We start from the raw sequence: 22,986 nt of genomic DNA, 5'->3' as shown, positions 1-22,986 counted from the left end.
GAAAACCAAACGATGAAACCCCCATTTTTCGCGGCTCTGGTGACTGGGCTTGTGGCGTCGGGCGTATGGGCCGCGCCGTGGGACGATTTGCAGGACCTGCATTTGGACGTGGTGCCGCGCACCGCTGATGAGGCTGCGCGCATTCGCAAAGTGACGACTCCGACCACCGATTTCACCAAGGCACAGAAATTCGAAGAGATGTCGGGGGGGGCCGCGACGGTGCGTCCACGGCTGAATGCGGATGCGTTTTCACAGCCGTCGGCCAACATCGGCTTTGACGGAGAGTTGGAGTTCAAGGTCGGCAACGGCTTGTTCCGCAAGATTTGGGTGTCGTCGCCGTCGTCGACACTGGCGTCGGACGGGTTGGGGCCGCTTTACAATGCGCGCTCGTGCCAGCGGTGCCATATTAAGGATGGGCGCGGGCATCCGCCGGAAGGGCCGGATGACAATGCGGTGTCGATCTTTTTGCGCGTTTCGGTACTGGGCGACAAGAGCGATGCGATTGCCGAGATTGAAGGGTATCTGGCGACCCGGCCCGACCCGGTTTACGGCAGCCAGTTGCAGGATTTCGCGCTGCCGGGGCATGCGGCGGAATACCGGTTTGAGGTGACCTATGAAGAGGTGGCCGTGCCATTGTCAGGCGGCGAGGTTGCCCGTTTGCGGCGCCCGACCTATCGCGCAGCTGATCTGGGGTATGGTCCATTGGCGAAGGGGGCGATGCTGAGCCCGAGGGTGGCGCCGCAGATGATCGGGCTGGGTCTGCTTGAGGCGGTTCCGGCGCGCGATATTCTGGCGCTGGCGGACCCGGATGATCGCGATGGTGACGGGATTACGGGGCGCGCCAATGTGGTTTGGTCGGTGGAATACGGCACGCCGATGCTGGGGCGGTTCGGGTTGAAGGCCGGGGCGCCGACGATCAAGCATCAATCGGCAGCGGCCTTTGCCGGGGATATCGGCATTTCCAACCCGCTGTTCCCGACGCCGCAGGGCGAGTGCACCGCAGCGCAGGTTGCCTGTCTTGAGGCGCCGCATGGGGCGGAGGATGTGCGCGGCCATGAGATCGACGGTGAGGGGCTGGATCTGGTCACCTTTTACAGTCGAAACCTGGGCGTTCCGGCGCGGCGCGATGCCAATGACCCCGAGGTATTGCGCGGCAAGAAGGTGTTTTATGAAACGGGCTGTATCGCCTGTCATACGCCCTCTTTTGTAACCCATCGTATGGAAGGGAAATCGGCGCAGAGTTTTCAGCTGATCTGGCCTTATACCGACATGTTGCTGCATGACATGGGCGAGGGGTTGGCCGATCATCGCCCCGAAGCCCGCGCCAGTGGAACGGAATGGCGCACGCCGCCGCTTTGGGGTGTTGGGCTGACGGAAACGGTCAGCGGGCACAGCTATTTCCTGCATGACGGGCGGGCGCGATCACTTCTTGAGGCGATCCTCTGGCATGGGGGCGAAGCCGAGCCTATGAAGGACGCGGTGGTCAATATGCCGAAAGCAGACCGGGCCGCATTAATCCGCTTTCTGGAGAGTCTTTGAATGATACGTCACCTTGTCGCTATTGCCGTTTTTCTGTTTCCCGCCGTTGCGCAGGCGGACGGGCGCGGCGCGGTGTTGGAGGCGGTTGTTAAAGAGCATGTCTTGCCGCGCTTTGAGCAATTGAGCGCGCGCAGTGGGGCGCTTCACCAAGCCGCGACAGCCGAATGTTCGGCGTCTTCGGAGGGGTTGCAGCAGGCCTATCATGCGGCGTTTGACGCGTGGGTGGGCGTAAGCCATCTGCGGTTCGGGCCGAGCGAGGTCAATGACCGGGCGTTTGCGCTGGCGTTTTGGCCCGACACCAAGGGGTTCACGCCCAAGGCGCTTGCGCGGTTGATCCGCAATCAAGATTCGGCGGCACAGGATGTTGAGGCGTTTTCGCATGTGTCGATTGCGGGGCGCGGGTTCTACGCCTTGGAGTTTCTGTTGTTTGACGAGCGGATCGCCAGCATGGGCGATGCCACCTACCGCTGTGATCTGGTGCGGGCTGTGACGGCGGACATTGAGCGGAACGCGGGTGCGATTTTGAGCGACTGGCGCGGCGGATATGGCGAGGCTTTGATGCATCCGGGCGCGGATGGGCGGTATCGCAGCGAGGACGAGGCGGTGCAGGAGGTGTTCAAGGCGTTGCTGGTGGGGTTGGAGTTTACCCAAGATACCCGGCTTGGCCGGCCTTTGGGCACGTTTGAGCGGCCACGCCCCAAGCGGGCGGAGGCCTATCGTTCGGGGCGGTCGCTGCGCAATGTGGTGGTGTCGGTTGAAGCCACGCGAGAGTTGGCGGCCATCCTGTCGCGCAAGGCGGGCAGCGTGGCAGATACGCTTGACGCGGCGTTTGCCCGTAGCCTTGAGCTGGCGGCGGGTTTGGGTGATCCGGTGTTCGCCGGGGTGGCCACGATCCAAGGGCGGCTAGAGGTGGAAATCCTGCAGCAATCCATCGGCTATATCCGCGAGATCGCCAATACCGAGTTGGGTCCGATGCTGGGTGTGAGCGCCGGGTTCAACGCGTTGGACGGAGATTGAGATGCCATCGCGCAGAGGCTTTGTTGGCGGCCTTTTGGCGGCGGGGATGACGCCGCGGCTGAGCTGGGCGGACGCGGGCGCGCCGGCGTTTTTGTCGGCAGCCCGGCAGGCGGATGGCAGTTTCGCGCTGGCCGGGGTGAGCGCAGACGGCAGGGTTTTGTTCAGGCTTCCCTTGCCGGGGCGCGGGCATGCGGCCACGGCGCACCCCAAGCGGCCAGAGGCGGTGGCGTTTGCGCGACGGCCCGGCACGTTTGCCTTGGTTCTGGATTGCGCGAAAGGCACAGAGATTGCCCGTTTGAAGGCCCCCGAGGGGCGGCATTTTTACGGGCATGGCGTGTTTTCGTCGAGCGGACAGATCTTATACACCGCCGAGAATGATTACGCCCAAGGGCGCGGTGTGATTGGCGTGTGGGCCGCCAGGAGCGGGTATCGCCGTGTGGGAGAGTTTGCATCGGGCGGTGTTGGTCCGCATGACATTCGCCTGTTGCCGGATCAAGAGACCTTGGTGATTGCCAATGGCGGGATCGAGACGCATCCCGAAAGCGGGCGCAGCAAGTTGAACATCCCGGTGATGGCGCCGAACCTGAGCTATGCCACGCTGCGCGGCGAGGTTGTGGAGCGGGTGCGATTGCCACAGGCATGGCACAAGAATTCGATCCGCCATCTGGCGGTGAGCAAAGGCGGGACCGTGGCGTTTGCCATGCAATGGCAGGGGGATGTTGGCGAACATCCACCGCTGTTGGGGCTGCACCGGCGGGGCGAGAGCATCCGCCTGCTGACAGCGGGTGCGGACGAGCAGGCGCGGATGAAGGGCTATGCCGGAAGCGTGGCGATTTCGGGCGATGGCGGCGAGGTGGCGATTTCATCGCCGCGCGGCGGGCTGGTGCATGTGTTTGCCATTGGCAGCGGCGCGCTGAGCGGCGTGGTCGAGATGGCCGATGTCTGTGGCTTGGGTCCGGCGCGGGGCGGGTTTTGCGTATCCGCCGGGACAGGCGATTTCGGGGTGATTTCCGGAGGCGTTCTGCAACGCACCGCCAGCCATGAGGTGCAATGGGACAACCATTTGGTCGCGGTGTAGGGTTAGAGGGTCAGTCGGTCATCGGGTGACGCTTATGGTCATACCGAGACGGATTTCAGCACCTCTGCCTTGTCGAGCGACCCCTTGGTGCCTTCGAGCATCACCTCGCCGCGACGCAAGACGACGAAACGGTCGGCAAGGTCATAGGCGAATTCAAAGTATTGTTCGACCAGCACGATGGCCATTTCGCCTTGGTCGCGCAGCAGGCGGATGACGTTGCCGATCTGTTGGATGATGTTGGGCTGAATGCCTTCGGTCGGCTCATCAAGCAGCAAGAGCTTGGGCTTGGTGATCAGGGCGCGGGCGATGGCGAGTTGCTGTTGCTGGCCACCCGAAAGGTCACCGCCGCGACGCGATTGCATTTCTTTCAGCACAGGGAACAGCTCGAATATATGGTCGGGCACGAAATGTTCCGATTTGGGCAGGCAGACGAAGCCGGTTTCGAGGTTCTCGCGCACGGTCATCAGGGGGAAAACCTCGCGCCCTTGGGGGACGTAGGCGATGCCGAGATGGGCGAGCTTGTTGGCGGGCAGGATGCCGAGCGATTGCCCGTCAAGCGCGACCTCGCCCGAGGTGCGCGGATGGGTGCCCGAGATCGCCTTGATCAGGCTGGTCTTGCCCACGCCATTGGTGCCCATGACGCAGGTGACCTCGCCCGTCGCGGCCTCCATCGAGATGCCGTGCAGGATTTGCGAATGGCCGTAATGCAGGGTGAGATTGTCGAGTTTCAGCATGGCTTAGCGCCCCAGATAGACGTCGATGACGTCTTGGTTGGCGGTCACGTGATCGAGGCTGCCTTCGGCGAGAACCGAGCCTTCGTGCAGCACCGTGACCTTGCAATTCAGGCGGCGGACGAACTCCATATCATGTTCGACCACGACGACGGCGCGGGTTTTGGCGGCCTCGACAAGGATGTCGGTGGTGTGTTCACGCTCGGCCGGGGTCATGCCGGCGGCGGGTTCATCAACCAGCAAGAGGCGCGGTTCCTGTGCCAGCAACATACCGATTTCGAGCCATTGTTTCTGGCCATGGCTAAGCTCTCCCGATTTGCGTTTGAGCTGGTCGGAGAGGCCGATTTCGGAGGCGAGTTCGGCGGTGCGATCGAGATCGTCGCTGTCAGGCCGGAAGGTGAGCACCGAGAGCCAGCCGCGCGGTTTTTTGAGTGCCATGAGGAGGTTTTCCTCGACGGACTGGTCCTCGAACACGGTGGGTTTTTGGAATTTGCGACCGACCCCGGCCTGAGCGATTTTGGCTTCGCTCATCTTGAGCAGGGAGACCGATTTTTCGCCCCAGATGACGCGGCCTTCGTCAGGGCGGGTTTTACCGGTGACGATGTCCATAAAGGTGGTTTTGCCCGCGCCGTTGGGGCCGATCACGGCGCGCATTTCGGCGGTGCCGATCTGGAAGCTGAGGTTGTTGATGGCGTGGAAGCCGTCAAAGGATACGGAAACGCCGGAGACTTCGAGGAGCGTGCTCATTCAGTGGCCTCCTTTTCGCGCAGGGACCGTCATCGGGGCCGAGGTTGGCGCCATGGCGGTTGGGGGTGCGGCGGTCGGAGAAATGGTCGATCAGCCCGCCGATCCCCTTGGGGGCGAACAGCGTGGAGGCGACGAAGGTCAGCCCGAGCAGCACCAGCCACCAATCGACCCATTTGATGGTGTAAAAACCGAGGTTGATGTCGGGGGCCTGTCCGCCGGTGAACCATGTCGAGAGCAAGCTGACCAAGGCCGCGCCGATGACCGCGCCATAGAGCCGCCCGCGCCCGCCAATCGCGACCCAGACCGCGAGGTAGATCGAGGCGATCGGCGCGATTTCCGCCGGGTTGATGATGCCCGCCTGCGGGTAGTAGAGCGCGCCTGCGATGGCGGCGATACAGGCGGTCAGCGTGAAGACCGCGAGTTTATAGGTTTCGACCGAGTAGCCCAAGAAACGCACGCGTGCCTCGTTATCGCGGATGCCGCGGATGACCGAGCCGAATTTGCCCGACACGACCCATGCCGAGAGGATGTAGCCGAGCGCCAGCGCGAGGGCCGAGGCCCAGAAGAACCAGAGCGAGACCGCATCCTGTGACGCCGTGACGCCGGGCAGGTTTTGCAGGCCCGAGAGGCCGTTGTTGCCGCGCAGCCCGCTGTCGTTCTGAAAGAGAAAGAGCGCGAGAGCGAGGGTCATGGCTTGGGTCAGGATCGAGAGGTAGACGCCTGTCACGCGGCTGCGAAAGGCGAGCCAGCCGAAGATGAGCGCGAGCAGGCCGGGCACCAGAACGACGAGCAGGAGTTGCAAAAACAGGCTGTCGGCGAAGGCCCAGACCAAGGGAAAGTCGCTTGCCCCGACGACGCCGAAGATCTGGTTGCCGATGGCGTCTGTGATTTCGGTCGGGGTTGCGGGGATGTCGGATTGGGCCAGAGAGTCGACCACGATCAGGCGCGTGCGCTCGTACATCAGCCACATGCCGATCATATAGCCGCCAAGGCCGAAGAAGGCGAAATGCCCGAGGCTGAGAATGCCGGTGAAGCCCCAGATCAGGTCCATCGCGACGGCAACGAGGCAGAGGCAGAGCGTCTTGCCCAGCGTCTTGATGAAGCTGGTCGAGATAAAGCCCGCGCCCGCGCCTTCGGACAGGGCCGTGACGACGATGGTGAACACCGCGAGTAGGGCGAGGAACACGAGGATCGAGGGGTTCTTGGCGATGAAGGAGCGGTTCATTGGGCGGCCCTCCGATGGTTTGAATGGCAGAGCGAGGCCAGCGCCCGCGCCGCACGGGGCGCGTTCAAGGATGCCTTGGTCGTGAGGGTGTGCGCGTCGTCAACGGATTGCGGAGCCTTTGCCAAGCGCCCGCCCCGTGGGGGGGCGGTGCGGGCGCTGGCCGCCGTTGGCGGCCGGGTGCTCTGATTGGTTTGGGGCGCGTTGCAGGGGTGGGTTGCGTGTTGCATGGTCCTCAATCCCCCGCTGCGCGGCCTTTGAGGGCGATGATGCCCCGTGGCCGGAATTGGATGAAAATGATGATGAAGATGATCATATAGGTCTGGGCCGCCAGTGTGTTGGAGGGGTTCAGCCATTCGATCCCTTTTTGCAGGAAGCCGATCATTGCGGCCCCCGCCAGAGTGCCCCAGATATTGCCGACACCGCCGACCACCACGGTCATAAAGCTCTGGACGATGTAGTCGGAGCCGAGTTCGGAGGTGACCTTGGCAAAGAGGCCAATCGCCACGCCCGCGACACCCGCAATCCCCGAGCCGAGCCCGAAGGTGAGCATGTTGACGCGCCCCGGATTGATACCCATGGACGCCGCCATATGCGGGTTTTGCGTGACGGCGCGGGTTTCGAGCCCGAGGCGCGTGCGCTTGATGATGAAGAGGTAAACGCCAAGGAAAATCAGCGCGAGGAAGAAGATCGCGATGCGAATATAGCTGATCGAGACCACGTCATTCATCACCAGCGCCCCATCGAGCCAGCCCGGCGATGTCAACGGGCGGGCCTGTGTGCCAAAGATGTTCTTGGCCAGTTGTTGCAGCGCGATGGAGATGCCGAAGGTGGCCAGCAGCGTTTCCAGCGGACGGGCATAGAGATAGCGGATCACCAGCCGCTCCATCGCGACACCGGCGGCAAAGGTCACCGCAAAGGCCAGAGGGATAGCGACAAGGATCGAAATGGTGTGATCCGGGATGATTTGCTGCACCACATAGCCGGTATAGGCCCCCATCATGATGAATTCGCCATGCGCCATGTTGATAACCCCCATGACGCCAAAAGTGATGGCGAGGCCAATCGCAGCGAGGAAATAGATCGACGCGAGCGAGAGCGCATCAAGCGTCAAATCGAGGGTCTGGTTCAGGGCCAGCTTCACGTCAATATCGGCGAGCGCCTTGGTCGCGGCGGTTGTGACCGTGCGCGAGGATTCGGCGTAGCTGTCAAAGAAGCTGTGCGCGGCGAGGGTGGCGCGGACTTCGGGTTCGGTGGCGAAGGCTTGGGCCTGACCGGCGTTGACCAGAGCAACATAGGCTTTGTGCCGGTTGGCATCATCGTCAAGCTGGGCAAGGGGAACGCCGCCGACGCGCCCGTTTGTTATGTTCTCGGACAGGGCCGCGCGGATCGCATCAGGGGTGATGCGCGGCAGGGCGAGGTTTTTGGCAACCAGCAAGTCGTAGGCTTCGGTTTCCGAGAAGCCGTCCTCTCCCGGAGTGAGGCGGGCGGCGATGTTGAGGTCTTGTGGCGGGTCGCCTTTGACCACGCGGCGGGTGGTGGCGACCAGCGGGTTGAGCGTGGCGCGGAAATCAACGCCGAGATCGCCGGACATGTCCGAAATGGCCGTCACGCGGGCCGTGGTGTCAGCGTCAAATGCGATGGTGAGCAAGCGTTCGAGGCGCTGTTTCTGAGCCAGAAGTGCGGCGTCAGTTTCCATTGCGAGCGAGGCGCGCAGCGGCGCGAGCAGGGCGGCGTCGGGGTCACGTTTGATCGAGGTGAGCGCGTCCCAGCGGCGGGCCGGGTCCGGGTCGGTGAGTTGGAATTTCACCAGCGCGGTCGAGATCATCGCGCGCACGCCGCTGTTGGGTTTGAGCTGTTTCAGATCGGATTTGGCGGCTGTGCCAACGGGCGCGCCGGTGTCAAAGTCGATCAGCGTATAGCTTTTGGCGTCACCCTCTTGAGCGGTAAAGAAAAGCCCGTCGGATTTGCGCATCCACATGTTTCTTTCGACCCAAGCCTGAAGCACGGTTTTGGCCTGTGGCAGGTCGCTGGCGGCAATCGCGTCGATCGCGGGGCCGATGGTGCGGCGCGAGCTTTTGGCGATGAGCGCGCCGTGTTCCTGCAAGAGCGGCTGGATCGCGGCGTTTTGAGCGATGTCCTGAGAAACTTGGGCCTGAGAAACTTGGGCGGAGGCCGCAACGCACGTCAGAAAGAGCGTGAAGACCGCTGTGAAGAGCGTTTTCATGTGTGTGGGGCCCCGTGCGGGAAGATGGAGAGGGCCGGGATGGCCCCCTCCGGGTTTCAAAGATCAGTAGTTCGACTTGATCTGCACGCAGGACTTGGTGTCGGTGTTGTACATACCGCAACCGAGGTCTTTCCAATCGGATTTGAGCACAGCCGATTCAGGCAGGAAGTCGGTCCAAGCGTCGCCGGGGACTTCTGAGGTTTGGCTGATGATGTCAAATTGACCGTCGGCTTTGATCTCGCCAATCAGAACCGGTTTGGCGAGGTGATGGTTGGGCAGCATCACGGCGGTGCCGCCGGTCAGGTTGGGGAATTCTTGACCATACATCGCGGTGCGCACGGCATCGACATCGGTGGTGCCGGCTTTTTCGACCGCCTGCACCCACATGTTGAAGCCGATGTAATGGGCTTCCATCGGGTCGTTGGTCACGCGTTCTTCGCCCATCTTGGCTTTCCACGCTTTGATGAAGGCGGTGTTGGCATCGCCTTCGGCGGACTGGAAGTAGTTCCATGCCGCGAGGTGGCCAACGAGGTTGGCGGTGTCGAGGCCCGAAAGCTCTTCTTCGCCGACCGAGAAGGCAACGACGGGGATGTCATCGGCAGAGACACCAGCGGCGGCGAGTTCCTTGTAGAAGCCAATGTTGGCGTCGCCATTGATGGTCGAGATCACGCCGACCTTTTTACCATCGGCCCCGAGCGCCACGACATCGGCGACGATCTTGGACCAGTCGGAATGGCCGAAGGGCGTGTAGTTAACAAAGATGTCTTCCTTGGCGATGCCTTTTTGCTGCAGGTAGCTTTCAAGGATGTTGTTCGTGGTGCGCGGATAGACATAGTCGGTGCCCAGAAGCGCGAATTTTTCGACACCGAGTTCTTCGAGGAAGTAATCGGTGGCCGGGATCGCCTGTTGGTTGGGCGCGGCGCCGGTGTAGAACACGTTTTTCGAGCTTTCCTCGCCCTCGTATTGAACGGGGTAGAAGAGCAGGCCGTTGAGTTCTTCGATCACGGGCAGCACGGATTTACGGCTGACGCTTGTCCAGTTGCCATAGATCACGTCGACCTTGTGAACGGTCAGAAGTTCGCGCGCTTTTTCGGCAAAGAGCGGCCAGTCGGAGGCGGGGTCGACCACGACCGCTTCGAGTTTTTTGCCGAGCAACCCGCCTTTGGCGTTCTGCTCGTCGATCAGCATCAGCATGGTGTCTTTGAGCGTGGTTTCGGAAATCGCCATTGTCCCGGACAGCGAGTGCAGCACGCCGATCTTGATCGTGTCTTCGGCGGCCGCGAGAGGTGCGGCGAAACCGGCAACGGCCAATGTGCCGGCAAGAATGCTTTTTGTTAATGTCATTTTCATCTCCTCACAGGGCGGCGGGGGGCTTGCGCATGCGCTTGGTGTCCCCTTAGCTGTCCCTGCAACTTTGTGTTGCAATACGTGTGGCGGCCGGCCGAGCTCCAATTCGTATGGTCGCCACACACCCCCGATTCCAGACATCCGGATCCCCCGAAGGTGCGTTAGCGTTTCTGCAACGCAGCGATTTTGGCAAATTCGGCGGGGGGCAATCCCGAGCGCTTGCCTCAAACGCCCGCTTATTGGGCGATTAGCGGGGCGACCGCCCAATAATTGAGCATGCAAACGTGTCGATTTCCGCATTTTCAGCGAATCCCGTGGTGCAGTCGCCTGTGGCCCGCAACAACCAGTGTCGAGATTTAGACACGCGAGGGTGCGACGATCACACAGCTTGGCCGGATAACGCCTGTTACAGAGGCATCGCTTCAGCCCCGGGCCGAGGGGGCGCTCAAACTTTCGTCGAAACATGTGCGCGGGGCGTCCCGATTGGACGAGATGCGGCAATCGGGATCGTCGAAGTTTCTGTTCCCCAGAACCGGGGGTGATGCGCTTGAGGCGGTTATCCTGAATACGGCGGGTGGTGTGACCGGCGGGGACCGCTTTGCCATGACGGCGCGGGCGGGGCAGGGCACGGCTCTGGCTCTGACGACGCAGGCCTGTGAGCGGGCGTATCGCGCCCAGCCGGGGTTGACGGGCACGATGCGCAACCGGCTGACGGTTGGCGAGGGCGCGCGGGTAAGTTGGCTGCCGCAGGAGACCATTCTGTTTGAAGGATCGGCGCTGGACCGGCGGTTGCATGTCGAGATGGCGGCGGATGCGGCACTGTTGATGGTTGAGCCGATTGTCTTGGGCCGCGCGGCGATGGGCGAGCGGTTGCACGACATCCGGTTCCGTGACCGGATCGAGATTTGGCGCGATGGTGCGCCGCTGTACCTTGATGCGATGACGTTAAACGGTGACGCCGAGCGCCAGATGGCCGGGCCGGTGACGGGCGCTGGCGCGGGGGCTATGGCTTCGGTCGTTTATGTGAACCGCGACGCGGAGGCGCATCTGGAGCCGTTGCGCGGGCTGTTGGCGGGTGCCGCCGGAGTGAGCCTGATTGGCGAGGACATGCTGGTCGCCCGCCTGTTGGCGGCGGACAGTTTCGAGCTTCGCAAGACTTTGATCCCTGTGTTGCGCCGGTTGAGTGGCGGCACGCTTCCTCGATGCTGGATGATATGACATGAACCTGACCCCCGAGAAAAAGACAAGCTGTTGATCGCCATGGCCGCCGAAGTGGCCCGCAAGCGGTTGGCGCGTGGTGTGAAGTTGAACCATCCCGAGGCGATTGCCTTGATCACCGATGCGGTGGTTGAGGGGGCACGCGACGGGCGCTCGGTGGCTGACCTGATGGAGGCCGGGGCGGGGGTTATCACCGCAGATCAATGCATGGAGGGGATCGCGGAGATGATCCACGACGTGCAGGTCGAAGCGACGTTCCCCGATGGAACCAAGCTTGTCACTGTTCACAATCCGATCCGTTAAAGGAGAGTAAAGATGAGATATGGAACGACGTTGCTTCTTGTTTTGGCGTCAACGCCCGCGCTGGCGCATGAGGGGGGCATTTGCATATGCACCCGCATGGCGATGATCCGGTATGGCTCCCCCTGTTGGTCGGGGCGCTGAGCATTGCTGCGGCGGGGGCTGTGGCCGTGCTGAAGAGGCGGCGCAAATGATCCCCGGAGAGCTGTTTCCTGCTGACGGGGATTTGACCCTGAACGACGGGGCCGAGGTGGTGACGCTGATGGTGGCCAATACCGGTGACAGGCCGGTGCAGGTGGGCAGCCACTACCATTTTGCCGAGACCAATTCGGCGCTCGGATTTGATCGCGATGCGGCGCGGGGGATGCGGCTTGATATCGCGTCAGGCACGGCGGTGCGGTTCGAGCCGGGACAGCGGCGCGAGGTTCAGTTGATCCCGCTGGGCGGGGCGCGCAAGGTTTACGGGTTTAATCAAAAGGTGATGGGGGCGTTGTGATCATACCGTGTATGCAACAGAGGGTCGCCCCCGGCCCGAGGGTGGGGGCGAATTCGCCCCCGCCCTGGGGGCGGGTCGGGGGCGAACCGGGGCTGACGCCCCGGGGGTGTGCTATGTCACAGTCACTTTTCCATTGACCAACTTTCCATTGAGCAACGGCCAGTTCGATTATCAGCAAAGCGTTAACGCCCGTGCGCCGAGCGGCAATCCGAGGCATGACCATCGGTTCCTTTCGGAGGTTATCGTTGGAGACGACAAGTTCGTGCGCCGGCGATCAGCGCGTCGTGCTCTCCCCCGGCACCGGAGGGTCGTGTCAGTTTCAAGAGACATCCGCAGCATAGAGACGCGCAATGCGCCTGCTGTAAGCAACCGAAAGTCATAGCCATGCCAGCCACAATCTCCCGCCGCGATTATGCCGCCATGTTTGGCCCGACCACGGGCGACCGTCTGCGTCTTGCCGATACCGATCTGATTATCGAGGTCGAGCGCGATCTGACCACCTATGGCGAAGAGGTGAAGTTCGGCGGTGGCAAGGTGATCCGCGATGGCATGGGCCAAAGCCAAGCCACGCGCGCCAAAGGGGCGGTGGATACGGTGATCACCAACGCGCTGATCGTGGATCATAGCGGTATCTATAAGGCCGATGTCGGGTTGCGCGATGGGCGCATCCACAAGATTGGCAAAGCGGGCAACCCGGACACGCAGAGCGGTGTTGATATCATCGTCGGCCCCGGCACCGAAGTGATTGCGGGCGAGGGGCGTATCCTGACCGCGGGCGGGTTTGACAGCCATATCCATTTCATCTGTCCGCAGCAGATTGACGATGCGATCCATTCCGGCATCACCACCATGCTGGGCGGCGGCACCGGCCCGGCGCATGGCACCTTGGCGACGACCTGCACGCCGGGGCCGTGGCATATCGGGCGGATGCTGCAGAGCTTTGACGCGCTGCCGGTGAACCTTGGGCTGTCGGGGAAGGGCAATGCCTCGCTCCCCGGCGCTTTGGTGGAGATGGTCAAGGGCGGCGCCTGTGCCATGAAGCTGCATGAGGATTGGGGCACCACGCCCGGCGCGATTGATTGCTGTCTGAGCGTGGCCGATGACATGGACGTGCAGGTGATGATCCACACCGATACGCTAAATGAAAGCGGGTTTGTTGAGAACACGGTGGCCGCCATCAAAGGCCGCACCATTCACGCGTTTCATACCGAAGGCGCGGGCGGGGGCCATGCGCCCGACATCATCAAGGTGTGTGGGGAGGAGCATGTGATCCCGTCCTCAACCAACCCGACGCGGCCCTTCACGGTGAACACGTTGGAAGAGCATCTGGATATGCTGATGGTGTGTCACCACCTTGATAAGTCGATCCCCGAAGACGTGGCCTTTGCCGAGAGCCGCATCCGGCGCGAGACGATTGCCGCCGAGGATATCCTGCATGATATGGGCGCGTTCAGCATCATCGCGTCAGACAGTCAGGCGATGGGGCGCGTGGGCGAGGTGTTGATCCGCACATGGCAGACCGCCGACAAGATGAAAAAACAGCGCGGGCGGCTGGCCGAAGAGACCGGCGAGAACGACAATTTCCGCGTGCGGCGTTACATTGCCAAGGTCACGATCAACCCGGCGATTGCCCATGGGATCGCGCATGAGATCGGCAGCATCGAGGAAGGCAAACGCGCCGATCTGGTGCTTTGGGATCCGGCGTTTTTTGGGGTGAAGCCCGAGATGGTTTTGGTGGGCGGGTCGATTGCCGTGGCGCAGATGGGCGATCCGAATGCGTCGATCCCAACGCCGCAGCCGGTCTATTCGCGCCCGATGTTCGGGGCGATGGGCGGGGCGCGGGCGGCGTCTTCGGTCACGTTTGTTTCAGAGGCGGCGCAGGCCGATGGCATTGGCGCGGCGCTGGGATTGGCCAAGCAGACGGTCGCGGTGAAGAACACGCGCAATATCGGCAAATCGTCGATGGTGATGAACGATGCCTTGCCCGAGATCGAGGTGCATCCCGAAACCTATGAGGTGCGCGCGAACGGCGAGTTGCTGACCTGTGAACCGGCCGAGGTGTTGCCGATGGCGCAACGCTATTTCATGTTTTGAGGAGGCGGCGATGACCGAGACACTTGCAGTTGCGCATAGCTATCACAGCCACGCCCACGGTGTGCCGTTTGCGAAAATATCGCTCGATTACGAGGGGCGGTTTTTGCGGCGCAGGGTTTTGAGCACGGATGACGGGCAGGGGTTTCTTGTCGATCTGGGTAAGACGACATCGCTGGATCATGGCGGGGTTCTGGTGCTGGAGGACGGGCGCGAGATCGAGATTTGCGCCGCGCCGGAAGCGTTGCTGGAAGTCACCGGTGCGGACCTGCCGCGGATCGCGTGGCATGTCGGCAACCGCCACACGCCCTGTCAGATCGAAGGCGCGCGCCTGTTGATCCAGCCGGATCATGTGATCCGCGATATGCTGGGCAAAATCGGCGCAGAGGTGCGCGAGGTCGTGGAACCGTTCACGCCGGAAGGCGGGGCCTATGGCCACGGGCGCACACATAGCCATGCCCACTGAGGCGCAAATCCTGACGTTGGCACAGTGGTTCTCGCCGGGTTTTCCGGTGGGGGCCTTTGCCTATTCCCACGGCTTGGAATGGGCGGTGGAGAGCGGTGCTGTGCAGGATGCAAGCGGTGTGGAGCAATGGATCGCGGATGTGTTGCGGCATGGCGCGGGTTGGAACGATGCGTTGTTTGTTGCCGCCGGGTTTGAGGCCGACACGGCGCTTGGCGCGCGCGAGGTTGACGGCATGTGTCGGGCCTTTGCAGCATCGGGCGAGCGGTTGAAGGAGAGCGACCTTCAGGGGCGCGCATTTTGCGACACGGTCGCGGCGGTGTGGGCGACGGAGCTGGATGGCTTGTGCTATCCGGTGGCTGTCGGGCGGGCGGCGCGGCTTGAGTCCTTGCCGGTGCGGTTATGCACCCAGATGTTTTTACAGGCATTTCTGAGCAATCTGGTGGCGGCGGCGCAGCGGCTTTTGCCCATCGGGCAGACGCGCGGGCAGGAGATGATCCGGGCGCTGACACCCGTGGCCAGCGAAATTGCCATAGCGGCGCAGGGCGCGGGGTTGGGGGCGCTGTCGTCGACGGCCTTCCACGCCGATATTGCGTCAATGAAACACGAAACCCAGTATTCAAGGATGTTCCGCACATGACCCGGATGAATGGCCCGTTGCGCGTAGGAATCGGTGGCCCGGTGGGCGCAGGCAAGACGACTTTGACAGCGGCCCTGTCAGAGGTGCTGCGCGATCGCTGCTCGCTGGGGGTGATTACAAATGACATCTACACGCAGGAAGATGCCGAGGCGCTGATGCGGCTTCAGGTGCTGCCACAGGACCGGATTATCGGGGTGGAAACTGGCGGCTGTCCGCATACGGCGATCCGTGAGGATGCGTCGATCAACCTTGCCGCCGTGGCCGAGATGCAGACGCGCCACCCGGAGGTTGATCTGGTGTTGATCGAAAGCGGCGGTGACAACCTGTCGGCGACGTTCAGCCCGGAATTGGCGGATGTGACGCTTTATGTGATCGACGTGGCGGCGGGCGAGGAGATACCGCGCAAGGGCGGGCCCGCGATCACCCGTTCGGATGTTTTGATTATCAACAAGACCGACCTTGCGCCGCATGTCGGCGCTTCGCTGGATGTGATGGAGCGGGACGCGGCGCGGATGCGGGCGGGAAGACCATTTGTGTTTACCAACCTGCGGGCGCGGCAGGGGGTGGAGCAGATTGTGACCTTGCTGCAAGAGATTGGCGGGTTGGCCCTGACGCCGGGCGCGGTTGCCGCGGCGGAGTAGGGTTAGCTGAGCACAACTTTTGAGGCCGCATCGGCGATTTCGGCTCTGAGCCAGCGGTGCATGGGCGAGCGGTGGGTGCGCGCCGTCCAATAGAGGTCGATCTCAAGCGGAGCATTGAAGGGGCAGGGGCGGATAACAACCTCGGCTCCGAAGTTATGCGCGATGGCAAAGGGCACGGTCGCGATCAAATCGGTGCCGTTCAGCAGGGCGGGCAGGCCTGCCGGGCTGGGCACTTCGACAATAGCGTTCAGTTTCTGGTTGCGGGCGTGAAGGGCGGTAATGAAGCTGGATTCCCAGCCGCCACCGTAGTTCACAACCGCATGTGGCGCAGCGAGATAGGTTGTTTCATCAAGAGTGGCGGTGGCGCGCGCCGTGTCGCGGGACATGATGCAGACGTAGTGATCGGTGACGAGATGACGGCGATAAAAGTTGGTGTTGTCGATGATGACCGGACCAAGCAGGGCATCGCTTTCGCCGCGGTCGAGCTGTTCTTTGCCGCGCACGGTTGAGGTGAGGATTTTCACGATGAGACCAGGGGCGCGACGGCGCAGGCGCTGCATCAGGTCGGGCAGGATGGCCGCGCGTTCGTAATAGTTGCAAGAGATCGTCACCTCGGCCCGGGTTTCTGCGGGGTCAAAATCACGCGGTTCGGTCAGTTGCAGATAGTCATCGACCATTTTGACAGTCGCATCGACGATTTCAGTGCAGCGGTCGGTTGGCACGACGCTGGCGCCTTGGCGCACGAACAGCGGGTCCGCAAAGGCGCGGCGCATTTTGTCGACGGTGTAGGAGATTGTGGACTGGGTAACGCCCAGATGTTCGGCCGTGCGCGAAAACGAATTCAGCGCGTGCAGCATGTGAAGGGTGCGCAGTGCGGCGAAGTCGATGGCGAGGGGGTCGGGCGTTGTCATGCCGCGATACTATCGAATTATTCGATTAGGTCCATCGGCTTGATCGGATTGTGTGATGGAAATCGCTTCGCTACTCAGAATGTCCATAGCTGCGTTCTGGGAGGAGACAAGGCATGCATGCTCAACAGAGCCAAGCGCCGTTTGCGCCGGTAGACGATCAGATCACCCTTGCTGAGCTGACCCGTGATCCCTATCCGATTTTCAAACGATTGCGGGCGCAATCGCCGGTTTTGCAGGTCAAGGCGCTTGGCCGGACGTTGCTGACCAAGGCTGAGCACACCAAATACGTCAAGGAAAACGCCGAATTGTTCAGTTCGGACGATCCGCAGACGCCGATGAAGCGGGCGTTTCAGGCGCAGACTCTGATGCGCAAGGACGGCGCGGCGCATCTTCGTGAGCGCAACGCGATGGCGCCATCGTTCGCGGGGCGCACGATCAAGGCGTGCTGGGAGCCGATCTATACCAAGATCGCAGAGGATTTTGTGGCCTCATTACCGCGCGGCGAGACGGTTGATTTGTTTCCTGCGCTGGCCGGACCATACGCGGCGCGCTGTCTCAAGCATCTGTTGGGCATTGAGGAAGCGAGCGACGACGACATGCAACGCTGGAGTCAGGTTCTGATCGACGGGGCGGGGAACTTTGCCCTTGAGGAGAGCATGTTCGAAGTCAGCGACAAGGCCAATGTCGAGATGGACCGCTTGTTTGAAGCGGCGGCGAAGCGGCATCGTGCCGAGCCGAACCAGAGTGTTCTGTCGGTGATGGTGAATGCCGAGGACCCGATCGAGACGAGCCAGATACATTCCAACATCAAGATCGCCATTGGCGGCGGTATCAACGAGCCGCGCGATGCGTTGCTGACCATTCTTTACGGGTTGATGACCAACCCCGACCAGATGGAAGCGGCCAAGCGCGACGCCCTGTGGGGGCAAGCGTTTGAAGAGGGCGTGCGGTGGGTTGCGCCGATTCAGGCCAGCTCGCGGTTGGTGACGCAAGACACCGAGATTGGCGGATTCTTTATCCCCAAGGGCGATACGGTGATGACATCGCAAGCCTCGGCCTGTCATGACGAGGATCTGTATGAGGACCCGGAGGTCTATAACATCTTCCGGCCCAAGGCGCCGCATCAGGCGTTCGGCAATGGGCCGCATTTTTGTCAGGGCACGCATATCGCCCGGCGGATGTTGGCCAATATCATGCTGCCGATGCTGTTCGATCGCTTTCCCAACATGTCGCTTCCTGATCCGGGGGGCGTTGTGTTCTGGGGCTTTGGCTTTCGAGGGCCACGGAATTTGCCTGTCACGCTGAACTGAGACGTCGGACGGCGGGATCACAATCCAATTGGGAGGAAAACATTGGAGAAACGTACATTTTTGAGAGGGGTTGCAGCCGCGGCGTTTGCCCTGTCGTTGTCACCGACATTTGCCAGCGCGCAGGACGTGACGCTTAGACTGCATCAGTTTTTGCCACCCCCGCGACCGTGCCCAAGCTGATCCTGAAGCCATGGGCCAAAACCGTTGAGGAGGCATCGGGGGGCCGTATCAAGATTGACCATTTCGACGCCATGGCGCTGGGAGGGCGGCCACCGGAATTGATGGATCAGGCGATTGATGGCACGGCGGATATGGTGATGACCGTGGTGGGGTATACGCCCGGTCGGTTCCCAAAAACCGAAGTGTTCGAGCTGCCCTTTATGATGACTGATCCGATTGCCACGTCTGCGGCGTTCATGGAGTTGGTCGAGACCGATCTTCAGGCCGGGGAATACGCCGATCTCAAGGTTCTGGGCGCATGGGTGCATGGGCCGGGCGTTATCCACACCAAAGATGGGGTGGCCAAGCTGGAAGATATGAAAGGCAAGAAGCTGCGCGGCCCGACGCGGGTGATCACCGATCTGCTCAGAGAGCTGGGGGCGACGCCGGTGGGGATGCCGCTTCCGGCGATTCCCGAGGCGCTGTCCAAGGGGGTTATCGACGGCACGGTGATTCCCGGGAAGTGACCCCGGCGATCAAATTGACCGAGCTTGCCGGCAACCATACCGAGTTTTCCGGCAAGGAGGCGCTTTACACCGCGACCATCGTTTTGGTGATGAACAAGGCCAAATATGAGGCGCTTCCAGATGATCTCAAGGCGATTTTGGACGCGGAGTCGGGGCAGAAGCTGTCGCGGTTTGCGGCGCAGGTGATGTTTGATCGCGATGCGCCGGGACGCAAGATTGCCGAAGATGGGGGCAACAATATTGTGCGTCTGGATGCGGCTGAAGTGGCCCGTTGGAAAGAAAAGTCCGGCCCGGTGATCGACCGCTGGATGAGCGAAATGGAGGCCCGTGGCATTGATGGTAAATCATTGATTAACCAAGCTAAAGGGCTGATCAAGAAGCACGGCGGCTAGGGTGTCTGGCGGCACCAGTCCGCTTGAATGATGCGAAATGAAGCCGGGGCGATGTAGGTCGCCCCGGCTTTTTCTTGTCCAAAGCATTTGAGTTAAATCAGCCGTTTCGCAGGGGTGCGAAAAGGGCCGTTCCGCGCGCGCGCTCGCCGGGTGAGCATTGTCGAAATGATGTCGAGAATGATGAAGTGAATGTCGGGCCTAGGACCAATTCTTGCCACGTTAACATCACAATTCGCCTGCACGATTACACGGTCTGATTGTGTGTATTGAGTAATTTGTATCTCGCAGACCAGTTTTGGGGAAGAACTCGACGTGCAGAACAATACGAACCAGATTGACGATAGTGAAACCGATGAACTGCCATCCGGGGGCACGCTGCTTTATGGGCAATACACCATTGAGCGGCACCTGCTTGATGGTGGATTTGGCATGACTTATCTGGCGCGCGACAGCCTTGAGCGGCGCGTTGTGATCAAGGAGTGCTTTCCGAGCACGATCTGTCGGCGGATCAACGGTGAGGTGCGCCCGCGCAAGCCCGCGTATCAGGAACAGTTTCAAGGCGTCATCCGTAATTTTCTGCGCGAAGCCTTGCGGTTGGCCAAGTTTGAGCACCCGAACATCGTAAAGGTTCATCAGGTATTTCAGGAGAACAACACCGCCTATTTCGCGATGGATTTCGTTGATGGGATGGACCTGTTGACGATGATGGACATGGATCCGGGGCGATTGACGGATGAACTGCTTGAATCGCTTCTGCGCGACACGCTCTATGCGCTGGATCATGTGCATTCCTATGGCATGTTGCACCGTGATATTTCGCCCGACAATCTGTTGTTGGATGCCAATAACAAGCTGACGTTGATCGATTTCGGGGCCGCGCGTGAGGATGCGCGGCGCAAGACGCGGGTCCTGTCGGCGCTGCTTGCGGTGAAGGACGGGTATTCGCCGCATGAGTTTTATTATTCTGACACCGAACAGGAACCGGCGAGCGATCTCTATTCGGTGGGGGCAACGTTTTATCATGTGATCACCGGCCGCGCGCCGTTTGATTGCCAGAAGCGTTTGTTGACGCTGAGTTCGGGCGAGCCGGACCCTTATAAGCCCCTTGTCGAGGGGAACTGGGGTTTTTGCGCCGGGTTTCTTGCGGCGATCGACAAAGCGTTGTCGGTTTCGCAAAAAGACCGCTTCCAATCGGTTGGCGAGTGGTTGGACGCGCTTGAAGGGGTGTCAGCACTCAGTGCTGCGGGGCTGCAAGCCGCGCCACAGAACAGCGGTGTAAATGATGTCGTTGATCCGGATGCACCGGCGCGCGAGCTGGAGCCGGACCTTGTTCAGGCGATTTCGTCGTTGGTTCAGGACACCAACAGCCGGCTTGAATCTGTCCAGGCGAAAGAGAGCGAAGGCGGTGCAGCGCAGTCCGCCGATGAGGAGGCCGAGGAGCCGCCCGTGCGATTGGTGGATCTGTTTGGCAGCCCGGTTGACGATGTCGACGCATGGCTTGCGGAGCAAGACAAAGAGACAAAACACGACACATCCGGACACCAGCACGCGTCAGGAGGCCAGACCAAGAGTTGGTCTGGGCCGAATACAAAAGCCAGCGAGGCGTTCGCGCAAGGCGGGCAAACCAGCGTTGGCAGTGCTCTGGCACGCGCGATTGGCTCCTTTGTTGGTCGCAAGCGCAATCCAGAAGAATTGATCGAAACCTGAAAGGACGACCCATGAAATTTATTCGGGATATCATTGGCGAAAAACGCCAGATGAACGAGCAGACCAGCGAGGTCGCCGCCGCCAACGGATCGAGCAGTTTGTTTGCGGATGATTTTGCGCCCGAAATGGAGCCTGAAATCGGGTCTGAGGCGGAGCCGACCTCTGGCTTGCGCACCGCACGGAATGCGACGGGGGCAGCGGACCCTTTCACCCTTGAGCCCGAGACTCGCTTGAGCGATTTCATGGACGATCCGGAGCCGGCCGTGTCAGAGCTTGATCTGGCGGACTATGAGTTGGCACAGGACGGGGCGATGCCCGACGGTTTGGGGCAAGCCGATCCTGTGCAGGAGGACGACGACGATTTTGCCGATATTCTTGCCGGGTTCTCGGAGCAGGAAGAAATTGATGCCCGCGATAGCGAGCCGGGTGGCGCGAGCCAACGCTCGCCCGAGGACGCCGTGGCGGCGATGCGAGGTTTGGCCGCCTCGATGAAGCAGGCGCAGGAGCCGGTGTTCGAAGAGGCCGCGCCTGTTGTGCCGACTGTGGAGGAGGCTGTTGAGGAGGCTGCGGCGTTTGTTGCGCCCACTCCGCGGCCCACTCCGCGGCCTGCGCCTCAGCCCGCCCCGTCGCCGACCGCTCAGCCAACAGCAGAGCAGACACGCGCAATGCCAACGCCACAGCCGCGCGCGGAGGCCCCAAAGCCGGTGACCGAAGCGCCCCGCCAGAGCGCCGCGCCCGCCACCCCCGAAACGCAACCCGTCGAGGTGCCAAACCTAGCCATTGGACGCGGTGCAAACCGGCAAGGGCGGGTGAAAACGCGGCTTTTGGGGTTCAATGCGGGCCCAGAGAACGAGGCCGACCCGATTGCAAGCAGTTCGGAGGCCAGTGTTGCGAGCTTTTCCAAATTCCCGCTTGGCTGGCTTATTGTTACGGAGGGGCCGGGGCGCGGTGCGGCCTTTACGATTTTTAGCGGTGTCAGCAAGATCGGGCGCGGCAAGGATCAGACTGTTGCGCTCGATTTCGGGGACAATAGCATTTCGCGCGACAATCACGCGGCCATTGCCTTTGACGCGGCGCAAAAGTGCTTCTTTATCGGTCATGGCGGCAAAGCGAACCTTGTGCGGCGCAATGATCGCCCGGTGCTGAGCACAGAGGAGCTTGCGGCGGGTGACAAGATCACCATCGGCGAAACAGTTTTGCGGTTTGTGCCGCTGTGTGGCCCGGATTTTGTTTGGGACGACACGGACGAAGGTGACTGGTCTCATGCCGTCAACAGCTGAGTTGAAATACGATACGTCGATGGCGTCGATCCTGGGACAACGCGAGCGCCAGGAAGATGCTGTGGCGTCTGATTTTTCGGCTGGGGAAGCGTTTGGGTTTGTCGTGCTGGCCGATGGTATGGGCGGTCATGCGGCAGGCGACGTGGCGAGCAAAATTGTGGTGACCGAAGTGTTCAGCGCGCTAAAGCTGGCGTCGGGGGATCCCAAGGTGTTGGAGCCCAAGATTTGCGATGTGCTGAGAAACGCGACAGCGAACGCCAATGAATGTGTCGGGCTTTATGCAAATGAGCGCGTCGAAGCGGGCGGAATGGGGGCGACCTTGTTGGCGCCGGTTCTGTTTGGGGACCGGCTCTATTGGGTGTCTGTCGGGGACAGCCCGCTCTACCTGTTTCGCAACAACAAGCTTGAGCGGTTGAACGAGAACCACGCGCTTGAATCGCAGATAGAATACATAGTTGAGAGCGGCATTATGGCGCGCGAAGAGGCGCTGAGCTATCCCGATCAGACCTGTCTGACCTCGGTCTTGATTGGCAAGAAGATTGCTCAGGTCGATTGCCGGAGCCTGCCTGTTCGTATCGAAGCGGGTGATATTCTGATTGCGGCCAGTGATGGGCTTCAGTTTCTGAACGAAGAAGAGATCGAGCGCGTGTTGCGGTTTGCGCAAAAGCGCAGTGCCGATGACATTGGTGGCGCGCTTTTGGGGGCGTTGAGCAAGCTGAACGATCCGCAGCAGGACAATGTTTCCTTGTGTATTATCAAGGCTGTGGGGCGGGAGATGGGCCAATCCATGGGGCAGTCCATGGAACAGGGCGCGCAGGCGCAAGAGGATCAGATCGACAGGTCGCTCACGCGCTCGAGCACCTATGCGGATACGTCGATCACCATCATCGCCAAGATTAAGCGACCCAAGAAAGTTGTTGGATGACGCTGCTCATGAAAGGCC

General features: G+C 61.3%; 20 protein-coding genes and 2 pseudogenes. 16 read left to right on the top strand and 6 right to left on the bottom strand.

Features of this window, described 5'->3' with window-relative positions; genetic code table 11:
- The first annotated feature begins 12 nt into the window (after positions 1-12).
- The 3 genes from N4R57_16590 to N4R57_16580 are packed head-to-tail and all read left to right on the top strand — an operon-like array spanning position 13 to position 3,634.
- Positions 13-1,539 (top strand): c-type cytochrome, encoded by a 1,527-nt coding sequence (locus N4R57_16590; protein UYV36602.1) that lies wholly within the window; start codon positions 13-15, stop codon positions 1,537-1,539.
- Entirely contained in the window at positions 1,540-2,556 is a 1,017-nt protein-coding gene (locus tag N4R57_16585; protein UYV36601.1) for an imelysin family protein, read from the top strand.
- A 1-nt stretch (position 2,557) separates the two neighbouring features.
- Positions 2,558-3,634: a DUF1513 domain-containing protein gene (locus N4R57_16580; protein ID UYV36600.1), complete on the top strand. Its 1,077-nt coding sequence runs from the start codon at positions 2,558-2,560 to the stop codon at positions 3,632-3,634.
- Positions 3,635-3,672: 38 nt separating this feature from the next.
- Here the strand turns inward: N4R57_16580 and urtE are convergent, their stop codons facing one another.
- From urtE to urtA, 5 genes are all read right to left on the bottom strand, one after another.
- Positions 3,673-4,368: an urea ABC transporter ATP-binding subunit UrtE gene (gene urtE, locus N4R57_16575; protein UYV36599.1), complete on the bottom strand. Its 696-nt coding sequence runs from the start codon at positions 4,366-4,368 to the stop codon at positions 3,673-3,675.
- Between the two features lie 3 nt (positions 4,369-4,371).
- Complete coding sequence (gene urtD / locus N4R57_16570) at positions 4,372-5,112, bottom strand: urea ABC transporter ATP-binding protein UrtD (protein UYV36598.1); 741 nt, start codon at positions 5,110-5,112, stop codon at positions 4,372-4,374.
- Entirely contained in the window at positions 5,069-6,337 is a 1,269-nt protein-coding gene (gene urtC, locus N4R57_16565; GenBank protein ID UYV36597.1) for an urea ABC transporter permease subunit UrtC, read from the bottom strand. The genes urtD and urtC overlap by 44 nt, the downstream gene beginning before the upstream one ends.
- Before the next feature lie 232 nt (positions 6,338-6,569).
- Entirely contained in the window at positions 6,570-8,561 is a 1,992-nt protein-coding gene (gene urtB, locus N4R57_16560; protein ID UYV36596.1) for an urea ABC transporter permease subunit UrtB, read from the bottom strand.
- A 63-nt stretch (positions 8,562-8,624) separates the two neighbouring features.
- Entirely contained in the window at positions 8,625-9,905 is a 1,281-nt protein-coding gene (gene urtA / locus N4R57_16555; protein UYV36595.1) for an urea ABC transporter substrate-binding protein, read from the bottom strand.
- A 495-nt stretch (positions 9,906-10,400) separates the two neighbouring features.
- Here urtA and N4R57_16550 point away from each other — a divergent pair, with 495 nt between their 5' ends.
- From N4R57_16550 to ureG, 8 genes and pseudogenes are all read left to right on the top strand, one after another.
- A complete protein-coding gene (locus N4R57_16550; GenBank protein UYV39599.1) occupies positions 10,401-11,126 on the top strand; it encodes an urease accessory protein UreD in 726 nt (241 codons plus the stop codon).
- Positions 11,127-11,138: 12 nt separating this feature from the next.
- Positions 11,139-11,429 (top strand): annotated as a pseudogene (locus N4R57_16545) (urease subunit gamma).
- 12 nt (positions 11,430-11,441) lie between these two features.
- Positions 11,442-11,570, top strand: coding sequence for a hypothetical protein (locus tag N4R57_16540; protein UYV36594.1), 129 nt, complete (start codon positions 11,442-11,444; stop codon positions 11,568-11,570).
- Positions 11,571-11,616: 46 nt separating this feature from the next.
- Positions 11,617-11,922, top strand: a complete 306-nt coding sequence (locus N4R57_16535) for an urease subunit beta (GenBank protein UYV36593.1) — start codon at positions 11,617-11,619, stop codon at positions 11,920-11,922.
- 384 nt (positions 11,923-12,306) lie between these two features.
- Entirely contained in the window at positions 12,307-14,016 is a 1,710-nt protein-coding gene (gene ureC, locus N4R57_16530) for an urease subunit alpha (GenBank protein UYV36592.1), read from the top strand.
- A gap of 10 nt (positions 14,017-14,026) precedes the next feature.
- On the top strand, positions 14,027-14,479 hold the full coding sequence (locus tag N4R57_16525; GenBank protein UYV36591.1) for an urease accessory protein UreE: 453 nt from the start codon (positions 14,027-14,029) through the stop codon (positions 14,477-14,479).
- The gene (locus N4R57_16520) at positions 14,445-15,116 is read left to right on the top strand and encodes an urease accessory protein UreF (protein UYV36590.1); all 672 of its coding nucleotides are present in this window, start codon (positions 14,445-14,447) and stop codon (positions 15,114-15,116) included. The genes N4R57_16525 and N4R57_16520 overlap by 35 nt, the downstream gene beginning before the upstream one ends.
- Positions 15,113-15,757 (top strand): urease accessory protein UreG, encoded by a 645-nt coding sequence (gene ureG / locus N4R57_16515; GenBank protein UYV36589.1) that lies wholly within the window; start codon positions 15,113-15,115, stop codon positions 15,755-15,757. Before N4R57_16520 ends, ureG begins: the two co-directional genes overlap by 4 nt.
- A 2-nt stretch (positions 15,758-15,759) precedes the next feature.
- Here the strand turns inward: ureG and N4R57_16510 are convergent, their stop codons facing one another.
- Complete coding sequence (locus N4R57_16510; GenBank protein UYV36588.1) at positions 15,760-16,668, bottom strand: LysR family transcriptional regulator; 909 nt, start codon at positions 16,666-16,668, stop codon at positions 15,760-15,762.
- A gap of 113 nt (positions 16,669-16,781) precedes the next feature.
- Here N4R57_16510 and N4R57_16505 point away from each other — a divergent pair, with 113 nt between their 5' ends.
- The 5 genes and pseudogenes from N4R57_16505 to N4R57_16485 all read left to right on the top strand — a co-directional run bounded on the left by N4R57_16505 (position 16,782) and on the right by N4R57_16485 (position 22,968).
- Complete coding sequence (locus N4R57_16505; GenBank protein UYV36587.1) at positions 16,782-17,978, top strand: cytochrome P450; 1,197 nt, start codon at positions 16,782-16,784, stop codon at positions 17,976-17,978.
- Positions 17,979-18,038: 60 nt separating this feature from the next.
- Positions 18,039-19,056, top strand: a pseudogene (locus N4R57_16500) (TRAP transporter substrate-binding protein).
- 312 nt (positions 19,057-19,368) lie between these two features.
- Positions 19,369-20,763, top strand: a complete 1,395-nt coding sequence (locus tag N4R57_16495; GenBank protein UYV36586.1) for a serine/threonine protein kinase — start codon at positions 19,369-19,371, stop codon at positions 20,761-20,763.
- 11 nt (positions 20,764-20,774) lie between these two features.
- A complete protein-coding gene (locus tag N4R57_16490; protein ID UYV36585.1) occupies positions 20,775-22,043 on the top strand; it encodes an FHA domain-containing protein in 1,269 nt (422 codons plus the stop codon).
- The gene (locus tag N4R57_16485; GenBank protein ID UYV36584.1) at positions 22,027-22,968 is read left to right on the top strand and encodes a protein phosphatase 2C domain-containing protein; all 942 of its coding nucleotides are present in this window, start codon (positions 22,027-22,029) and stop codon (positions 22,966-22,968) included. The genes N4R57_16490 and N4R57_16485 overlap by 17 nt, the downstream gene beginning before the upstream one ends.
- Positions 22,969-22,986 lie beyond the last annotated feature (18 nt).

The sequence above is a fragment of the Rhodobacteraceae bacterium D3-12 genome, assembly GCA_025916135.1.
Lineage (GTDB): Bacteria > Pseudomonadota > Alphaproteobacteria > Rhodobacterales > Rhodobacteraceae > JAKGBX01.
The sequence above is the reverse complement of the archived record's forward strand: the minus strand, read 5'-3'. Positions and strand labels throughout refer to the sequence as shown.

Bases quoted from the DNA above. Each gene is read 5' to 3' on its own strand.
- N4R57_16590 (UYV36602.1), top strand. From the start codon at position 13: ATGAAACCCCCATTTTTCGCGGCTCTGGTGACTGGGCTTGTGGCGTCG.
- N4R57_16585 (UYV36601.1), top strand. From the start codon at position 1,540: ATGATACGTCACCTTGTCGCTATTGCCGTTTTTCTGTTTCCCGCCGTT.
- N4R57_16580 (UYV36600.1), top strand. From the start codon at position 2,558: ATGCCATCGCGCAGAGGCTTTGTTGGCGGCCTTTTGGCGGCGGGGATG.
- urtE (UYV36599.1), bottom strand. From the start codon at position 4,368: ATGCTGAAACTCGACAATCTCACCCTGCATTACGGCCATTCGCAAATC.
- urtD (UYV36598.1), bottom strand. From the start codon at position 5,112: ATGAGCACGCTCCTCGAAGTCTCCGGCGTTTCCGTATCCTTTGACGGC.
- urtC (UYV36597.1), bottom strand. From the start codon at position 6,337: ATGAACCGCTCCTTCATCGCCAAGAACCCCTCGATCCTCGTGTTCCTC.
- urtB (UYV36596.1), bottom strand. From the start codon at position 8,561: ATGAAAACGCTCTTCACAGCGGTCTTCACGCTCTTTCTGACGTGCGTT.
- urtA (UYV36595.1), bottom strand. From the start codon at position 9,905: ATGACATTAACAAAAAGCATTCTTGCCGGCACATTGGCCGTTGCCGGT.
- N4R57_16550 (UYV39599.1), top strand. From the start codon at position 10,401: ATGCGGCAATCGGGATCGTCGAAGTTTCTGTTCCCCAGAACCGGGGGT.
- N4R57_16540 (UYV36594.1), top strand. From the start codon at position 11,442: ATGAGATATGGAACGACGTTGCTTCTTGTTTTGGCGTCAACGCCCGCG.
- N4R57_16535 (UYV36593.1), top strand. From the start codon at position 11,617: ATGATCCCCGGAGAGCTGTTTCCTGCTGACGGGGATTTGACCCTGAAC.
- ureC (UYV36592.1), top strand. From the start codon at position 12,307: ATGCCAGCCACAATCTCCCGCCGCGATTATGCCGCCATGTTTGGCCCG.
- N4R57_16525 (UYV36591.1), top strand. From the start codon at position 14,027: ATGACCGAGACACTTGCAGTTGCGCATAGCTATCACAGCCACGCCCAC.
- N4R57_16520 (UYV36590.1), top strand. From the start codon at position 14,445: ATGGCCACGGGCGCACACATAGCCATGCCCACTGAGGCGCAAATCCTG.
- ureG (UYV36589.1), top strand. From the start codon at position 15,113: ATGACCCGGATGAATGGCCCGTTGCGCGTAGGAATCGGTGGCCCGGTG.
- N4R57_16510 (UYV36588.1), bottom strand. From the start codon at position 16,668: ATGACAACGCCCGACCCCCTCGCCATCGACTTCGCCGCACTGCGCACC.
- N4R57_16505 (UYV36587.1), top strand. From the start codon at position 16,782: ATGCATGCTCAACAGAGCCAAGCGCCGTTTGCGCCGGTAGACGATCAG.
- N4R57_16490 (UYV36585.1), top strand. From the start codon at position 20,775: ATGAAATTTATTCGGGATATCATTGGCGAAAAACGCCAGATGAACGAG.
- N4R57_16485 (UYV36584.1), top strand. From the start codon at position 22,027: ATGCCGTCAACAGCTGAGTTGAAATACGATACGTCGATGGCGTCGATC.